General features: G+C 37.4%; 20 protein-coding genes. 15 read left to right on the top strand and 5 right to left on the bottom strand.

From position 1 onward, the window contains the following. Positions 1 to 27 precede the first annotated feature (27 nt). Entirely contained in the window at positions 28 to 546 is a 519-nt protein-coding gene (locus tag I6J02_RS12820) for a GNAT family N-acetyltransferase (protein WP_201678282.1), read from the bottom strand. A gap of 150 nt (positions 547 to 696) precedes the next feature. Between I6J02_RS12820 and I6J02_RS12815 the strand changes: the two genes are divergently transcribed. The 7 genes from I6J02_RS12815 (at position 697) to I6J02_RS12785 (ending at position 6,775) form a co-directional block, all read left to right on the top strand. Continuing rightward, positions 697 to 1,233 (top strand): hypothetical protein, encoded by a 537-nt coding sequence (locus I6J02_RS12815; RefSeq protein WP_201678281.1) that lies wholly within the window; start codon positions 697 to 699, stop codon positions 1,231 to 1,233. 202 nt (positions 1,234 to 1,435) lie between these two features. After that, positions 1,436 to 3,691 carry a sensor histidine kinase gene (locus I6J02_RS12810; protein WP_201678280.1) on the top strand — a complete coding sequence of 752 codons (2,256 nt, stop codon included), beginning with the start codon at positions 1,436 to 1,438 and terminating at the stop codon, positions 3,689 to 3,691. A gap of 5 nt (positions 3,692 to 3,696) precedes the next feature. Next, a complete protein-coding gene (locus tag I6J02_RS12805) occupies positions 3,697 to 4,326 on the top strand; it encodes a response regulator transcription factor (RefSeq protein WP_201678279.1) in 630 nt (209 codons plus the stop codon). 117 nt (positions 4,327 to 4,443) lie between these two features. Beyond that, entirely contained in the window at positions 4,444 to 4,917 is a 474-nt protein-coding gene (locus I6J02_RS12800; protein WP_201678278.1) for a hypothetical protein, read from the top strand. 208 nt (positions 4,918 to 5,125) lie between these two features. Beyond that, a complete protein-coding gene (locus I6J02_RS12795) occupies positions 5,126 to 5,446 on the top strand; it encodes a (deoxy)nucleoside triphosphate pyrophosphohydrolase (RefSeq protein ID WP_236581854.1) in 321 nt (106 codons plus the stop codon). Between the two features lie 16 nt (positions 5,447 to 5,462). Further along, positions 5,463 to 5,993, top strand: coding sequence for a hypothetical protein (locus I6J02_RS12790; RefSeq protein ID WP_201678276.1), 531 nt, complete (start codon positions 5,463 to 5,465; stop codon positions 5,991 to 5,993). A 263-nt stretch (positions 5,994 to 6,256) separates the two neighbouring features. Continuing rightward, positions 6,257 to 6,775: a GNAT family N-acetyltransferase gene (locus tag I6J02_RS12785; protein ID WP_201678275.1), complete on the top strand. Its 519-nt coding sequence runs from the start codon at positions 6,257 to 6,259 to the stop codon at positions 6,773 to 6,775. An 85-nt stretch (positions 6,776 to 6,860) separates the two neighbouring features. Here I6J02_RS12785 and I6J02_RS12780 read toward each other — a convergent pair whose 3' ends face one another. From I6J02_RS12780 to I6J02_RS12770, 3 genes are all read right to left on the bottom strand, one after another. Next, entirely contained in the window at positions 6,861 to 7,895 is a 1,035-nt protein-coding gene (locus I6J02_RS12780; RefSeq protein ID WP_201678274.1) for a threonine aldolase family protein, read from the bottom strand. A 191-nt stretch (positions 7,896 to 8,086) separates the two neighbouring features. Then, on the bottom strand, positions 8,087 to 8,305 hold the full coding sequence (locus I6J02_RS12775) for a DUF4287 domain-containing protein (protein WP_201678273.1): 219 nt from the start codon (positions 8,303 to 8,305) through the stop codon (positions 8,087 to 8,089). Between the two features lie 124 nt (positions 8,306 to 8,429). Further along, a complete protein-coding gene (locus I6J02_RS12770; protein WP_236581852.1) occupies positions 8,430 to 9,386 on the bottom strand; it encodes a hypothetical protein in 957 nt (318 codons plus the stop codon). A gap of 143 nt (positions 9,387 to 9,529) precedes the next feature. Here I6J02_RS12770 and I6J02_RS12765 point away from each other — a divergent pair, with 143 nt between their 5' ends. From I6J02_RS12765 to I6J02_RS12740, 6 genes are all read left to right on the top strand, one after another. After that, positions 9,530 to 10,078 carry a GNAT family N-acetyltransferase gene (locus I6J02_RS12765; RefSeq protein ID WP_201678272.1) on the top strand — a complete coding sequence of 183 codons (549 nt, stop codon included), beginning with the start codon at positions 9,530 to 9,532 and terminating at the stop codon, positions 10,076 to 10,078. A 435-nt stretch (positions 10,079 to 10,513) separates the two neighbouring features. Beyond that, positions 10,514 to 11,980 carry a phytoene desaturase family protein gene (locus I6J02_RS12760; RefSeq protein WP_201678271.1) on the top strand — a complete coding sequence of 489 codons (1,467 nt, stop codon included), beginning with the start codon at positions 10,514 to 10,516 and terminating at the stop codon, positions 11,978 to 11,980. A gap of 28 nt (positions 11,981 to 12,008) precedes the next feature. Beyond that, positions 12,009 to 12,860 carry a phytoene/squalene synthase family protein gene (locus I6J02_RS12755; protein ID WP_201678270.1) on the top strand — a complete coding sequence of 284 codons (852 nt, stop codon included), beginning with the start codon at positions 12,009 to 12,011 and terminating at the stop codon, positions 12,858 to 12,860. A 27-nt stretch (positions 12,861 to 12,887) separates the two neighbouring features. Then, positions 12,888 to 13,409 carry an isopentenyl-diphosphate Delta-isomerase gene (gene idi, locus I6J02_RS12750; protein ID WP_236581851.1) on the top strand — a complete coding sequence of 174 codons (522 nt, stop codon included), beginning with the start codon at positions 12,888 to 12,890 and terminating at the stop codon, positions 13,407 to 13,409. Positions 13,410 to 13,413: 4 nt separating this feature from the next. Beyond that, positions 13,414 to 13,899 carry a sterol desaturase family protein gene (locus I6J02_RS12745; protein WP_201678268.1) on the top strand — a complete coding sequence of 162 codons (486 nt, stop codon included), beginning with the start codon at positions 13,414 to 13,416 and terminating at the stop codon, positions 13,897 to 13,899. Further along, positions 13,868 to 15,049: a lycopene cyclase family protein gene (locus I6J02_RS12740; protein WP_201678267.1), complete on the top strand. Its 1,182-nt coding sequence runs from the start codon at positions 13,868 to 13,870 to the stop codon at positions 15,047 to 15,049. The genes I6J02_RS12745 and I6J02_RS12740 overlap by 32 nt, the downstream gene beginning before the upstream one ends. On the opposite strand, the gene I6J02_RS12735 is transcribed toward I6J02_RS12740, so the two are convergent. Then, positions 15,050 to 15,703, bottom strand: coding sequence for a MarR family winged helix-turn-helix transcriptional regulator (locus I6J02_RS12735; protein ID WP_201678266.1), 654 nt, complete (start codon positions 15,701 to 15,703; stop codon positions 15,050 to 15,052). A 383-nt stretch (positions 15,704 to 16,086) separates the two neighbouring features. On the opposite strand from I6J02_RS12735, the gene I6J02_RS12730 reads away from it, so the two are divergent. Continuing rightward, the gene (locus I6J02_RS12730; RefSeq protein WP_201678265.1) at positions 16,087 to 16,683 is read left to right on the top strand and encodes a Crp/Fnr family transcriptional regulator; all 597 of its coding nucleotides are present in this window, start codon (positions 16,087 to 16,089) and stop codon (positions 16,681 to 16,683) included. Positions 16,684 to 16,816: 133 nt separating this feature from the next. Continuing rightward, entirely contained in the window at positions 16,817 to 17,098 is a 282-nt protein-coding gene (locus tag I6J02_RS12725; RefSeq protein WP_201678264.1) for a GNAT family N-acetyltransferase, read from the top strand. The last annotated feature ends 256 nt before the right edge of the window (positions 17,099 to 17,354 follow it).

Below are 17,354 nucleotides of genomic sequence, written 5' to 3'. Positions count from 1 at the left end.
AATTAATGACTATCCAAATTTTATGCTCTAACTTACCGGCAACAATTTCTCAAATGCTTTACGGGCACTTCCTCTAAAATATACTTCACCGCAATAACTATAGCCAAGTTTTTCAAAAATGCGTAGCATCGCCAGATTATCGTAGTTAGTATCCACCTTGATGCTATATACTTTATTTGCAACAGCTACAGCTTCTACCTGTTGCATGATAAATGTAGCTGTGCCTTTGGTCTTAATATCCTGTGCAACTGCCAGACGGTGAACAACGGCATAAGACTGATCACTTAGCCATTTCCCTTCCAATGAATCATAAGCAGGTTCACCATCAAAGATTACAGCAACGTATCCAATAATAGCATCCTCCTGAAATAAAATGTGACCATATCCGGATTCAATATCGTGACGGATTGTATCTAAATTTGGATATCCATCCTGCCATTGCCGGCTTCCGTCCTGCTTTCTCAATTCAATAGCCTGCTGCAAAATGGTCCAGATTCTATCTATATCTGCTATTCCGGCCTGACGTAATATTGGGGTATCGCTCATACTCTATATCTGATATGGTAAATGAAAAATACAATTTTAGCAAAAGAGAAATAAAATACAGCACATATTCTGTAAAAAAGTAAATCATACAAGAACCTGAAAAACAGAAACTCAGAAAAATATGTTATATTTATAGCAAAGACTATTCTTATGAAAAAGCTCATCTTCACCGGATTATTCCTTTTATGTTTAGCAGCAGTGTCTGCACAGGTAGTTGTCAATCCTGACGGTACACATTCTGTTGTAAGCGGAAGTCATATTATAAATTCAAATGGAACCGTTTCTGCCATCCATGGCGATCATATCATTAGTTCAGATGGCAGTATTTCTGCAAAACATGGAAATCATATTATAAATTCAAACGGAACAATTTCTGCAATACATGGCAACCATATTATAAATTCAAACGGAACAATCTCTGCAATACATGGCAATCATATTATTAATATGAGCAGTGGAACTATTTCAGTAGTACAGGGAGTTTACCCGCTGCATGAGGACGGCTCACTGAATTTGTTGCAGAATAATTTGCTGCTCCCGGAAATATCTCCGTTTAATCAGAAAAAGTACAGTTTCAATCCGTTTAAAATTGTTAACTATTCAGATTCGTTACAAAATCAGGATACAACTCCGAAGAAAATCAGATCTACAAAGAGAATCAGATTATCTAAAAAGGATACGAAATAGAATTACACCATTTTACAAGTTGTAAAGCACATTTTGCACCCATGTTACGATCCTCATAGCAGATAATTTCTGTCTGGTGAAATAATACGCTGTCTTCCAAAGTAAATATTGGCTATCTTATTATTTTTAAGATTTCTTTACCCGAAAATCCCGTCATTTTTATATTTTAACCGTTTCAACAGACAGCCAAGGCAGTGACGTAATGAACAAATCGATTTCTATTTATCTTGTCAGTAGTATATTATGTATATTCTTACTATTTGTATCCCACATATGTAGAGCTCAATCTGCTATAGAAGAGGCCGAAATCCGTTACAAAAAGGCTATCCCTGAAAGTACCGATCAACTTATGCTGGCAGGAAAATATGCGCAGACGCTTTTCTTCAATAATCGTCAGGAAGAGGCTTTCCGCTTATTGGAAAAAAACATCCGGGTGGCTGAAAAGAAGAAAGACGGTCAGTATGCGGCATATCTGAACAGCATCGCTGCAATGAACAGCCGCATACTCAACAATAAAACGGCTTCTGATCAATACATAAAAAAAGCAAAACACTTTGCCAATGAAACCAGCGATATCATTACAAAAGGCTATGTGATATATTGTGAAGGTTGGTTACAAGTGCGGGATGAACAGGAAGCTTTAGCTGTAAAAAGTTTTCAGAATGCTTTAACGTTACTTGACAAAGTGCCGAATACAGAACTGGTTCTTAACCGCAAAACAGCTATATATAAAGAACTTTGTACGATATATTCCAATTGGAAAGCATATGATCTTCAAAAACAGTATGCTGAAAAAACGCTGGAGGTTGCCAAAATAAGACAAGATCCCATGAGTATCTTTGACGCATATATGCTGATGGGATATATGTATGAGCAACAGCACAAGGAGAATCGTACTGATCAAAAAGCACTAAAAGCTGCTGAACAGTATTACCTCTCCGCCATTAACACCTATCAGCAGCAAAAAAACAAGATGGCGATTCCTTCAGATCTGTCCTTTGCTGCTATAAATCTGGCCAATCTGTATATGGAGTTTTATCCGGACTCTTATAGAGAAAAATCGCTGAACTATGCAAAGCTGGCACTGGAAAAGGGAAAGGAAACACAGCAATACACCCATGTCGCAGCCGCCTACGGAATCCTGTCTGAATTCAGCCTTCAAGAAAATAAACGTGACGAGGCTAAAGATTACCTTCTGGCATCATTAGCGGCATTAATGAAGGAAAATTTTATCGATCAGGGAGTTGCTATGAGTTTATTTCAAAAGCTAACTGAACTTTACGAAGAAGAAGGAGATTACAAACAGGCAATACATTACTACAAGCAATACATTGCTGCATTTGAAGCCGTATACAATTCAGAAAAAATGGAACTGGGGCGTCGTCTGGAAGCTCAGTTTGAAAAAGAAAGACAAAAGCAACTGCTTATTCAGATGCAATTGCAGGCCGACAAAAAAGAACAGCAGCTATCCCTTATGCATGCCTTATCCGGACAGCAAATGCAGCAGCTGGAAAACATGAAACTGAATGAGGAAAACCAAAAACAACAGCTGGAGGTCGTGCAGCTGGAAGCTGAAAAAAGAGGACAGGAACTCCGGCTTTCCCGTCTGGAGACGCAACAGCGGGCTAATGAGCTTTTTTCATCCAAACAGCAACTTGACTATAAAACCCGTATCAATACTTTTTATTTCCTGTTAGTTTGCGCATTTTTCATTAGTGCCCTCCTCCTTTTATATGCGTACAGGCAGCGCTCAAAAACATTGAAACAAAACGAAAACATGCATTTGCTGGAATTGGCAAGAGAAAAACAGAACAGCAAAATATCCAATCTTACAGCGATGTTGGAAGGCCAGGAAGCAGAAAGATCCAGGCTGGCCAGGGACCTGCATGACGGATTGGGAGGACTGCTATCCGGAACAAAAATCGGACTGTCCCGTGCCAGCGAAAAAGCTGAAAAACCTGATCTCAAAAATGCGATCAGCTCCTCTCTGGATCAGATAGATATTGCTGTACAGGAACTAAGAAGAGTCGCTCATAATCTTATGCCGGAATTGCTGATAAAATATGGCCTGCAGGAAACTATCACAGAATATACAGCACGAATGTCAGGCGAAAAACTAGAGGTTTCAGCCGAATTTGTAAATTGTACAACTCCACTCAATCAGGAGCGGCAGATATTAGTATACAGAATCATTCAGGAGTTGGTAAATAATGCCATAAAACATGCAGAAGCAAGCCAGATTATTGTACAGTTATCCGAAAATGATAACAGATTGCACATAACTGTTGAAGATGATGGCAAAGGATTTGATCCGAAACAACTAAACGGTAAAAAATCTGCTGGTATGCATAATGTGGAAACCCGGCTTTCATTTTTAAAAGGAAAAATAAATATTCATTCTCAACATAATATAGGTACAACAATAGAACTGGATTTTCCACTTGATCCCAACGCTTAAGAAGTATGATAGAAATTATGATCACAGATGACCATCCAATGGTATTGGAAGGTTTAAAAAATGTACTCGCTACAGAAGACGACCTCAATCTTGCAGCCTGCTTTACAGACGGAGCGTCTCTGATAAGCGGACTAAAGAAAAAACAACCCGATATTCTGCTGCTAGACATTAACCTTCCGGATATCAACAGCATAGAACTCGTCGCTAAACTCAAATCAGCACACCCTGAAATGAAGATTATAGCGCTCAGTGTACATAACGAATTTGCCGTTATCAACAGCATGCTGACTGAAGGTGCATCAGGCTATATTCAGAAAAATGCTTCAGGAGCCGAAATCATTACCGGTATTCAGACGGTATACAATGGAGGGCGTTTTCTTTGTGCGCAGTCAAAACTCATCATGGATAAGAAGACTGCCGAAGGTCTCCGCAATGTTCCCAAAATAACGCGTCGGGAAAAAGAAATACTACAGGAGGCAGCCAAAGGTCTTACCTCAACGGAAATTGCAGATGTACTCTTTATCAGTACCCATACGGTCGAAAGTCACCGTAAAAATCTTATTGAAAAATTTAAGGTAAAAAACATCGCCTCTGTTATCGGATTAGCTTTAGAATACGGATTGATCCGGAAATAATATCCATACAATCAAAATCACTGATTTTGGGGATACTATCGCTTTTCATTTAGCTCTACTTTTGTAATGTGCCTGAATGAAAGAGGCAATCATATGTATAAACTAATTTCAAAAAACATGAAAAACATTATTTCAAAAAGTTTGCTGATGCTACCGGTTCTGTTGATTATGAGCTGTGGTGCAAAAAAAGATCCTGTAGAGTACAACAATGAACTCATGACTGTCATTAATGGTGGAGAAAAAAATATCACAGAAATGAACAGTGCAATGCAGGCAGGAGATTTCGACAAAGCAGGAAAAGTACAACAGGAATGGAGCACAGCTCTGGATAAAGATATCAAGAAAGTAGAAGAAATCGGTGATTTTAATGGTGATGCCAACCTGCAGACTGCAATTCTTACAGGATTAAAGGGATACAAAAAAATTGTTGCGGAAGACTATCCTAAACTAATTGATCTACGCAAAAACAAAAAAGAGGATCCTGCTACAGAGCAGCAATTACTGAATAATATCAACAATGCGCTGGAAGTAATGGCTAACGGTGTGAATGAAGCTTCAGGTAAATTTGAAACCGAGCACGCTAAAAAATAAACTCGTTACCAGACCATGTTAAGTGCGTTAGACATGGTCTGGTAATTTTTTGTCCCCCTTCCCTACCTCCTATCTCCTACATTACACGATTTACTTTTCTTATTGACCCTCCATTCAGATTTGTGTATCTTCACTTCATATGTTATATGTTACTTGTGCAATCATTATCCATCAGGAAAAAATTCTGATCTGTCAAAGGTCTGAGAAGATGAAATTACCCTTAAAATGGGAGTTTCCGGGAGGAAAAATAGAGTCCGGAGAAAGTAAAAAAGATTGCCTGATAAGGGAAATTAAAGAAGAATTACATCTGCATATAGAGGTAAATGAACCTTTAAAAATGGTAGAGCATCATTATACTGATTTTTCCCTGCAGTTATTTCCTTTTGTATGCAGCGTTAGAAGTGGACAACTCACTCCGCAAGAACATGCACAAGCCTTATGGGTTTCTAAACAGCAGCTGATGGACTATGACTGGGCAGAAGCAGATATTCCAATAGTGAAAGAATTCTTATTAAGTGAACTCATCTAAATGAAACCGTAATGTTATGGAATTGAGAAAAGAAATAGAGCCTCGTCTTGATATTGCAGAAAAACTTTATCCGCAGATTTTAAAGCTTATTCTCGACTATACTGATTATTGTGATGAACAGGGAGATGAAGAACTGGTCGAATACAAAAGGCTTGAACAACACTTACATCTTCTTACAGGCAAAGAAATGTCAGCATTTAACCTCTGGGAATGGTGGGAAGAAAGCGGAGCTGAAACATTGGCTTTTGACATCAGCCTACCCGACCCTGAAAAAGTAGATCATATTTCTTTGGAAGAGCTTTCGGAAATAGTACGCCGATTAAAAACTTATGAAGAGTCCGAAGACAGCTCAAATTCGTTTCATTCTATGTTTCATATACATCTTACCTTTGGTAACGGATATTTTGACAAATTCTTAAAATTAAATTTCAAAACTTATAATCCTAAACTTTTTCAACGTAATAAGGATAAAAACGGAAACTACTTTGAATACGGGATTACTGAAATAACAGATATACTATGGAATAATGGAGACTACAAAGCATAACCCTGTTTAATCCCACCTCCTTTCATCAAATTTCAACCCTTCTTCATTTCTATCCGCATATATTACCATCTTACACAGTAAAACACAGGGAATTGTCAGCTAAGCGCAACATATTTCTTCAGAGCCACGTATCTTAACAACGTTTTACCTTAATTTACAGATTATTACACTCAGATTTAAGAAAACTGACATTAATCTTTTATTTTTTGAAACCTGTGTATTGCAGTAAAGCGAGACTTTTTTTAATTTAGGACATATCTAACATGGAAAAAGTAATAATTGAAACAGAAAGATTAATAATCAGGGAACTGGAGGATTCTGATTGTAAGGGCATTTTCAGATTAGATTCTAATCCGGAAGTTCACAGATACCTCGGCGGAAAGCCGCTGACAACGGAAAAACAGGCTTCTGAAGTTATTGCTTTCATACGAAAACAATATCAGGAACATGGAATCGGCAGATGGGCCGTCATCCAAAAAGAATCCAATGAATTTATCGGATGGTCAGGTTTTAAACTGATCAAAGTCATGACGAATAATCATATTGACTACCTGGATATCGGATACCGTTTTGTTCAGGAAGCATGGGGTCAGGGTTATGCCACTGAAAGCGGAAAAGCCTGTCTGCAATATGCCAAAACAAATCTGACTCATTATCCAATCCACGCGATATCGGACATTAATAATCTGGATTCGAAAAAAGTCCTGGAAAAACTGGGGTTTGAAGCAAAAGAGATTTTTGATTACGAAAATCAACTCCACTTCTGGTATCATTTGCGCTAATCTAAAAAGATAGGACTACTTGCATTTGCTGTCCGAAAAACAGGTTTCGCACACATCAAAAACACTCCGGATAAGAATCTGTCTGTTATTGCGATGATATACGCCTCAGATCTTTAATGAATTCATCTACATAATACTCTTCTGTAGCCCATGATGTAATCAGTCGAATAGCGGAGTGTGATTTATCAATTTGCTTCCATATATAAAAATCATACTTGGTACTCAGTTCTTCGATAACAGATAAAGGAAGAACAGGAAAAATCTGATTGGTCACCGATACCGTAAGCATAGTATATTGACATTCTTTCACTGCTTCAGCTATTTTCATTGCCATAGTATTAGCATGCTGTGCAAGACTAAAGTAGAGGCCGTCCCTGAATAACTCCAGAAATTGAATTCCCAATAACCTCCCTTTGGAAAGAAGTCCTCCCTTTTGCTTGATCACAAAGTCAAAATCAGGATAAAGAGTCGGATCCGGCAGGACAATCGCCTCTCCCAATAGTCCGCCATTTTTGGTAGCACCGATATAGAATGCATCTGCAAATCGGGAGATATCCGCCAGTGTCAACTCATTTTCTTCGGCAGTAAGTGCGTGTCCCAGTCTGGCTCCGTCCAGATACAGAAGTAAGCTATTTTTACGGCAGCATGCAGATAGCTCCTGTAATTCTGTTCTTGTGTAGTGTGTTCCTATTTCTGTGGAATTAGAAATGTAAACCAATCTGGGTTTTACCATATGCGGAGCTAGCGAATGTGCGGACAGCACAGGTTCTATATCCGCAGGCTCTAATTTCCCATCTCCCTTTTCTACAGCGATTACCTTATGCCCTGTAGATTCTATTGCCCCTGTTTCATTCGCAAAGATATGTCCGGTAGTTGCACTGATCACAGCCTCGTGTGGACGTAATAAGGCCGCTATACTAATAAGATTTGCTTGCGTCCCGCCGGAAACAAAATATATAGCAGCATTTGTATTCTTCAGTTCCCTTCTTAAAATTTCTTTCGCTTCAAAACAATAACTGTCTTCACTATAACCGTTCTGTTGAATAAGATTGGTCCGGACAAGCTGATCTATAATCTGAGGATGGGCACCTTCTGAATAATCATTTTTAAAACTGTACATGCTGCAATAATATTTATATATGGGAGCAAAATTACAGTTTATATAAACAATGAGCACAATATTAAAATGAAAACCGACAGCTTCATCCTTTTATGATGCCACTGTCGGTTCTCTGTTTTTCATAGGAGTAAAATATCTCCTTAATAAACAGGTCTTTTGGGAAAACCTGTATCTCCCTAACCTAAGTTAGATTAAGATCTCTTTCCTTTAAAATAAGCATATATAGACATTGCATGGCCATGCCCCAGATCAAAGTCTGTCTTCAGCCATTCTAATACCTGTGCAGCTTTGATATCAGACTTGAGTTTTCCATTTTCTACAAAACCCATTTCCGTAGCTAAAGCTTGCAGGTCTTCAGGACTCTTTCCTGTCTTGGTTTCAATATTATCTAAATATGCTTGAAAGGACATCTGTGTTAATTTTTTATGTTAGATTAATTTCTGTTGTATCACAGGAACCAAATATAATGTCATTCCGGACTAATGTGCTTTTCATATGACAAGAAAACAAAATTTTCGTTAATATGCAACAATTCTAGATAATCAATTTATCCAGCTCCAGCAATAGATAACTAATATTCTGATTAATTGTACGCGTTGCTGATTGCATCTGATTAAGCATCGTCGCTCTGTTATGTAAGTCTTCTGCAAGATATTGACCTCCATCACTGAATATAACTGACTGATCAGCAGACGCAGTATCCCCGGCAAACTGATATTTTAACCATCTCTCTTTCATATTCTGGATTAAGGATTTTTCACCTCTGTTGGAGAATTTCTTTTCCGTAAACATATACCAGATGAATGGAGGGAAATTAGGGGATTCCAACTTTTCATGCCATACATCACGCAGCAGATTTCTTCCATGTATAAATTCTACTTTTCTGCCTTTAGGATTGAAAGTAGCCAATCCAAACCCAGCTCCCAATACCCCACCGCCAATACCTATAATATCGCTCCACATATCATTTTTGACTATTCCGCCGGCTATGGAAGTTGCAGCTCCAGCTACGATAGAATACAATATCAGCTTATTGGATTTGCCGGCATTTAAATTATCTACGAAATTTCCCATTTGTGCCACGCGCTCTCCTTCACAGTCATACTCAGCAGCAACAGCATCGAGTTCTGTCAGTGAAATACTGATTTTATTGTTAATTACGTTTTTGAGTTGAAGAATTTTCAACTGAGATGCCATTGTAGAATCACTTTTCAGTTTCATAATAGCCTCCACCTCATCCACATTACCCAAGGCATTCAATATTAAAATGCTTTGATCAGAGAAGGATTTGCGCAGTGAAACATTAGCGTTAAGAATAGAATCCGCATTATAAGACGGAACTACGTTCTTATAATCATAGATAAAAGGAGATTTGCAGTAGCTGTCTCTTAATGTCAGAATATTGCTGTTTATAGTCTTTGAACGACTCGAAGCACAAGACATTAAAAGAAGTAAAACAACATGACAGATCCAAAAATTTCTTTTCTTCATTCTTTATGTTTATAACATCAAAATAAGATCCCGCTGCAGATAATAATTCCTAATCGAAAAGTAAGATATTTTTCTAATAAACCGAATTAAATTATATAAATTCCCTAAAATATAAGGATATAGGACAACTAAATATAGTAAAAATGGAAATCAGAATAGATGAACATATCAAACTGCAACAGACATCTCCTGAACATGCAGACGGACTCTTTAAAGCCGTCGATCAGAACAGAGTTCATCTTTCTAAATTTTTACCATGGGTGAGCAATATGCAGAAAGTAACAGATTTTGATGAATATATACAATATTGCATGGATCTTTATGATCAGAAACAGGAGATCAGTTTCGTCATTTTCCTACATCAAACCATCATAGGAAGAATCGGTCTACATCATATAAATCAACCGAACAAAAGTGCGGCTATCGGATATTGGCTAAACAGAGATATGGAAGGGAAGGGAATCATCAGCCGATCATGTAAGCAGATTATTGATTTTGCCTTTACAGAGCTAGGACTAAACCGCATAGAGATAAAAGCCGCTGTAGAAAACACCAAAAGCCAGGCTATACCTGAAAGACTGGGTTTTCAAAGGGAAGGTATTTCAAGACAATCCGAGTTTGTGAATGGTATCTATCTGGATCTCGTGGTATTTTCCATATTAAAAGAGGAATGGAACCATTCTGTTAAATAAGAATGGGTGGTAAACTGACGTTTACCACTCCACTACACTAACTATAAACTATATTAAATAAAGGTTTCCTAATACATTTAAGACATTAAAGGAATGTCAGGCCTATTTTAATTTCTTCAGTTTTCTCTTATTTACGATAATTAAAATCATCCGGATTCGGCCGTATGGATTTTTTTCCTTATCAGTTCGGATTCCATCTCCATAATATCTATTCCTGTCTGTCTTGCTTTATCATGGTTTCCATACTGTTGTATATAAACAACCAACGTTTTAAAAATATTGAATTTCACAAATACATATAAATAAATTAAAAATATGTTAACAAACTAAATTTTCATAAAATATGTTTGTTTTAAAACTTTTTTAATTCAAATATCCTAAAAAATAGAATTAAAAAATACTATATTTGATAAGATTTGGATTTTATCAAACTATATGGATGTTTCAGTAATAGGATCAGGAATATCGGGTCTTGCCGCAGCCTGCTATCTGGCAAAACAAGGTCACAATGTTTCTGTTTTTGAAAAAAACAGCACTCCCGGTGGTCGTGCGCGTCAATTCAGGGAAGAAGGATTTGTGTTCGACATGGGCCCCAGCTGGTATTGGATGCCGGATATTATCGCATCCTTCTTTCAGGATTTTGATCATGAAGTTTCAGACTTTTATGATTTACAACGCTTAGATCCTTCCTATACTGTCATTTTTGATGAAATGGAATTGCCTGTACCAGCAAATATGGCGGAACTGGAAAACCTATTTGAATCGATAGAATCAGGCAGTAAACAAAAATTAAGACAGTTTATGCATAATGCAGCTGTCAAATATGAAATAGGCCTGAAGAAATATGCTACATTTCCTTCTTTCAGTGTAATGGAATATGTACAACCGGATATTTTTAAAGCATTGATGCGTCTTGACCTGCTTTCCAATATGGATAGTCATGTTAATAAGTATTTCAAAAATCCATATTTACAGAAGCTAATGAAATTTCCGGTGCTTTTCCTTGGGGCAATGCCTGACAAAATCCCGGCGATGTACAGTTTGATGAATTATGCAGATGCTTCTCTCGGTACCTGGTATCCTAAAGGGGGAATGTATAACATTATTGAAGCACAATATAAACTGGCTAAAGAATTGGGTGTGTCCTTTTATTTTGATCATGACATTAACGAGTTGCTGGTCGAAGGAAGACATGTAAAAGGATTAAGAGCTAATGATAAAACTTTTCATTCAGATTTTGTTATTGCGAGTGGGGATTATCATTATATGGAAAAGTTGCTGCCAGCTCATCTGCGCAATTACAATGATACCTACTGGAGTAAACGCCAGATGGCTCCCACCTGTCTTATCTTTTATCTGGGAATCAACAAAAAATTGGCTCTTACTCACCACACCTTATTTTTTGACAGTGATTTCAATGCTCATGCACGCTCCTTATACGATAAAGAAGAGTGGCCGAAAGAGCCTATGTTTTATGTGTGCGCTCCCTCCGTTACAGACCCTTCTGTGGCACCGGAAGGACATGAAAATCTTTTTGTGTTAATTCCGTTAGCGTCCGGACTGGAAAAAGGTATAGATGAAGTTTCAGCCTTTTATTTTGAAAATGTAATAAAGAGGATGGAATCAAGACTTCATACTGATATAATGCCCCATATCTGCTATCAAAAGAAATATACCATTAAAGATTTTAAGGAAGATTATCATGCCTTTAAGGGAAATGCCTATGGTCTCGCAAATACACTGCGTCAGACCGCATTTGGAAAACCCAGTCTTAAAAACCGCAAAGTTGACAATATGTTGTACTGTGGTCAGCTATCTGTGCCCGGACCAGGTGTACCTCCTGCCCTGCTTTCCGGTAAAATAGTTGCGGATCAGGTTGCCCGATATTTAAGTAAAACGTAATCCTTCAAAATCTTATAAACATCTACCCATGGACAATCTCAAAATCTTCAATGAACTATCCCGCTTGTGCAGCAAAAAGGTTACCCAGCTTTACAGCACATCCTTCAGTAGTGCCATATCTGTATTACATTCTGATCTGCACAGACCTGTCTATAGCATATATGGATTTGTGAGATTGGCGGATGAGATTGTTGATAGTTTTCACGGATATGATAAAAAGAGTTTACTGGACGATTTCAAAAGAGATACTTTTGGAGCTATAGCGTCCGGAGTAAGTATAAATCCGGTGCTGCATAGCTTCCAGTGGGTAGTCAATACTTATGATATTGATCATCATTATATCCATGCTTTTTTTGAAAGTATGTATGCTGACCTCGACAAGAAAGTATGGAAAGATCAAAATGAACTAAATGCTTATATTTACGGATCAGCAGAGGTTGTAGGTCTAATGTGTCTGCATATTTTCTGTGAGGGAGATCAGGAGCTTATCAAAAAACTTACTCCTTCCGCTCAGGCATTGGGAGCAGCTTTTCAAAAAGTAAATTTCATGCGTGATCTTCGTGAAGACACTTACGATCTGGGGCGAAGATATTTTCATGATATTCAGATGGACCAATTTGATAAGGATACAAAAATCAAAATTGAAGAACAGATCACAAAAGATTTTGAAGAAGCATTTAACGGGTTAATGCAACTGCCATCCAAGTCCCGATATGGTGTATTGTTAGCGTACAGGTATTACCTGTGTCTGTTCGAAAAAATAAAACGATTACCTCCGGAAAGCATATTAAATAAAAGGATCAGGGTACCTGATTATCAAAAATTATTTCTTTTACTTAGAATCAGCGTGGGAAGCCGGTTAGCAACTAATCTGGCTTAGCTAAATGATAGAATTATGATAACACCTATGGAACAAGAACTCATAACCGTCAATATCAACGATGAAGAAACAGGAGTAATATCTAAATCTCAGGCCCATCGCCTGGGAATATTACATCGTGCATTTTCAGTACTCATCTTTGACACAGAAGGAAAGATGCTCTTACAGAAAAGGGCAGATAAAAAATATCATAGCGGAGGACTGTGGACAAATGCATGTTGTAGTCATCCGAGTCCGGACGAAACAACTCTGGAGGCTGCTCACCGACGACTTCAGGAAGAAATGGGATTCGACTGCCCCTTATCTTATATGTACAAATTCCAATATTTCGCAAATCTGGATAACGACATGATCGAACATGAAATGGATCATATTTTTGTGGGCACGTATAATGGAACTATTATGCCAGATCCCGGTGAAGTTTCTTCCTACACATATATGACTTTGGATGATATTTCTTCCCGCATACAAGAGGAACCGCAGACGTTTACCATCTGGTTCAAAATTATTTTCCAGCATTACATGGATCATTTAAATACTAAATCTTAACATTATGCATTGGATTCTGGGTATTTTCCTTACACTCTTCACATTCTGTTTTATGGAGATCCTCACCTGGCTAACGCATCGCTATGTCATGCACGGCTTCTTATGGTTTCTGCACAAAGATCATCACCAGACGACTCCCGGAGCATTAGAAAAGAATGACTGGTTTGCCGTAATTTTTGCTATACCCTGTATTATTCTTTTTGAAAGAGGCAATTCAACCGATACACCATGGCTGAGTTATGTTGCAGCTGGAATTTTATTATATGGAATTGCTTACTTTCTTGTACATGATATTATTATTCATCAACGCATCAAGTGGTTTAGAAATTCGAAAAACAGCTATATAAGAGCCATGAGATGGGGCCACAAAATGCACCATAAGCATTTAAATGCTGATCCCGGCGAATCGTTTGGATTCTTATGGGTAGAAAAAAAATACAGAAATAAGATCAAAGCGGATGATGAAAGAAACCGGAAGCAACAGCATTAGTTTTGACTACATTGTGACCGGAGCTGGTCTTTCCGGTCTGAGTCTTGCCATAGCACTAAAGGATTATCTCCTTACTACAGGTAAAAAATTATTACTGATAGACCGCAGCTTTGAAGAGTATACAAACAGAACCTGGTCATTCTGGGAGGAAAATAATGGTATTTTTGACTTTCTATGTCATGCGCGTTGGCAAAAACTAAGATTATATGCAGATGACAAAGAGATTACAAGTCCTACTTCTCCCTTTACATACAAATCTATATCTTCAGAAGATTTCAGATCATATTGCTTTACTATTATTCAATCTCATCCTCAAATTACATTGGTAAAGGATGATGTAACAGATATTACTCAATCTGCCTCAAATGAGCTTATAGTAAAAACCAAATCCGGAAGATTTGCTGCAAACTACGTTTTTGACAGCCGCTTTGATCCGGCTCTTCTATCGCATTCAAACGTCAATACGCTCTGGCAACAGTTTCAGGGTTATTTTGTCAAAACAGATTTCGCAGCATTCCGTAAGGATGTAGCAGATATTATGGATTTCAGAACCGAACAACAGAATCATGTTGCGTTCTTTTATACATTGCCTTCAGATGCTAATAATGCCCTTATAGAATACACGCTATTCACTTCAGTTCTGCAAACGCCTGAGTACTTTGAAAGAAATCTGAAAAAATATCTGGATCAGCATTTAGGGAATCATCGCTATGAAATAACGAAAACGGAAGAAGGTAAGATTCCAATGACATCCTATCGTTTTCCCAGACGAAAAGGGAATATTATATATCTGGGTACTGCAGCCGGATGCAGTAAGGCATCTACAGGGTATACTTTTTATTTTATACAGAAGCAGATCGGCCAGATACTCAGTCACCTCCAAAATGAAACCCTGGATCAGTACGCTTCCTCTTCAACGTTTGACAGGTTTCATTTTTATGACCGGATTTTATTACGCATACTAAAAGATCAGCCCGAAAAAGGTCATCGTATTTTATTCAGTATGTTTCAACGGAATAACGCTACTCAGGTTTTTCGTTTCCTCCATAATGAAACTTCCCTAATGGAGGAATTAAGACTTTTTGTCAAGCTGCCTGTTTACCTTTTTTCAATATATGCTCTTAAAGAACTTTTTGGAACAAAAGTATAGCTAGTTTTCTGTGTGAAGATAATCTGTAAGCTCCTGTTTGTCTTTATGCCCGTACTGATCGTGGTGATAATGATCCAGTTTTGCCAGCAGATAGATCAGCAGCTGCCGCTCCGTCTGGTTAAGATTTCCTGATACTACATTTCCCACCATTCTCATCTTAGGCAACATATCAATAAGTACTTTTCTTCCCATAGGGGAAATTGAAATAGGCTTGGACCTTTTATCTCCGGATCGTTCGGCTTCCATAATCATTCCCATCCGCATCAATCGCTTGATTACTTCATTACCGGAAGCTTTTTCCATAATATTCTTACGGATCAATTCTGATTGCGGTAATTTGTCATAGGTAAACAGAACCATCAGGTAGGTAAATTCTTCAGGAGTCTGCAACGGAGTACCCGCAAATGCTATTTTTATATAATTTTTTGCATATCTGTATAACATGACCAAGAGTTTCCCGATATCTTCAGCTGGCATATCCCGCTCCATAATAGGTACATAGTCACCTCCTACCTGTCTGGTAACTGTGTGCTGAGAAAGACGGTTTACATGTACAAAAGATGCAAATCCTTCATATGTCAGATTTTCAGGGTACTGCGTACAATATTCGTCCAGTTGGTCGATGACCTGGATTAACAAGTTCTTAGGTATCATAGACATTATTTGCTAAATATAGTATTCAAAATTAAACAATAATAGGTTGTAAACATACTTTTATAGATTAATTCTTTCCACTTCATACAATTTATTAAGATACCTCCTCCTAAAACCTCAAACAATTGAAAACAAACATTTTAAAATAAAAACCATACCTGTACCCGCTAAAACAATAAATAAAAACCAAACATTCATATAAAAAAATAAAATAAATTTTTAGTTTAACTTATTTAAATATCTAAAATTTAGTTTTTAACCACACTATATTGATACATAAATATATACATGTATTTAAGAAAGATTTTTCTAACTAAACTCACAGAAGGTTAGTGAACATTCAAAAAATTAGCTAAGTTTAAAGTGTAAACATCTATAGACACATGAACAATTTTTCTTTTGTAAGCTACCTGACTTCTAACATTGATATAGATACCGAAAGCGTCGAACAACTGGTATCCCATTGCCGGACTATAGCTGTTAAAAAAGGAAATTATCTTCTGCGTGAAGGTGAGGTAGGAAAATATACCTATTTTGTAGAAATGGGGCTGCTTAAACAATATTCCATAGATGAAAAAGGCAAAGAGCACATCCTTCAGTTTGCTCCGGAAAATTGGTTTGTATCAGACAGAGGAAGTGTTTACTTCGGTCTTCCATCCCATTATTACATTCAGGCACTGGAAGATAGTAAAGTCATGCTGATAGAGGAAGAGTTTATTATAAAACTATCAAAAGAAAATCCTTCATTTCTGGAATTCAATAATAAGAACCTGCACAATCATATTCGTCATCTGCAAAAGAGAATCACATTATTACTTAGTGCTACTGCAGAGGAAAGATATCTTGATTTTATAAAGATATATCCTAGCCTGACCCTTCGCGTTCCTCAGACACTTATTGCTTCCTATCTTGGGATAACACCTGAAAGTCTGAGCCGTGTACGCAAAGATCTGGCGACACGAAATTTCAGACCTTTATGATTTTCTTATCATGCATCAATGGTTGCTTCTTCCTAAAGCCATAGCTTTGTCTTACAAAACAAAATCAAAAACTGATGGTTGTTATCAATAGTTGGTTTGAAATACAGATCAGTAATTTATAAAACATAAAAAAATGGAAATCAAACACGTACAGGAAGGACAAAAGGGATACTTTTCAATGATGGATCAGAATATCGAAGCAGGACGGATCACGTATACCTATGCAGGCGAAACTAAAATCATTATTGATCATACAGATGTAAATGACGAGTACAGAGGACAATCTATAGGGAAGAAGATTGTATTGGAAATAGTAGATTTTGCACGCACCAATCATATCAAGATATTACCCTTATGTCCGTTTGCCAAATCGGTATTTGACAAGACACCGGAGATCAAAGACGTATTGTTTTAATAACAACGGTTATAGATAAACAGTAGGCGGGGACGCCAACTGACGCAAAACAAATAATATAACTTACGCTGGCAACTTTAATGGAGAGAATCCTTTATTCCCCATTACACCAAAGTAACCAAGCACCCTAAAAGGGAGAGAAAACTATCCTGAAAAGTCTTTTTCTCTCCCTTTTAAGGAGCGATCGCGATTTATCGGAAGACAGGTTAGCGGATAAACTCAAAACCAGTTTATCACCCATAAAAACAATTACATA

This window comes from Sphingobacterium spiritivorum (genome assembly GCF_016725325.1).
In the GTDB taxonomy this organism is placed as follows: Bacteria; Bacteroidota; Bacteroidia; order Sphingobacteriales; family Sphingobacteriaceae; genus Sphingobacterium.
This window is presented reverse-complemented; position numbering and strand designations above follow the sequence as displayed.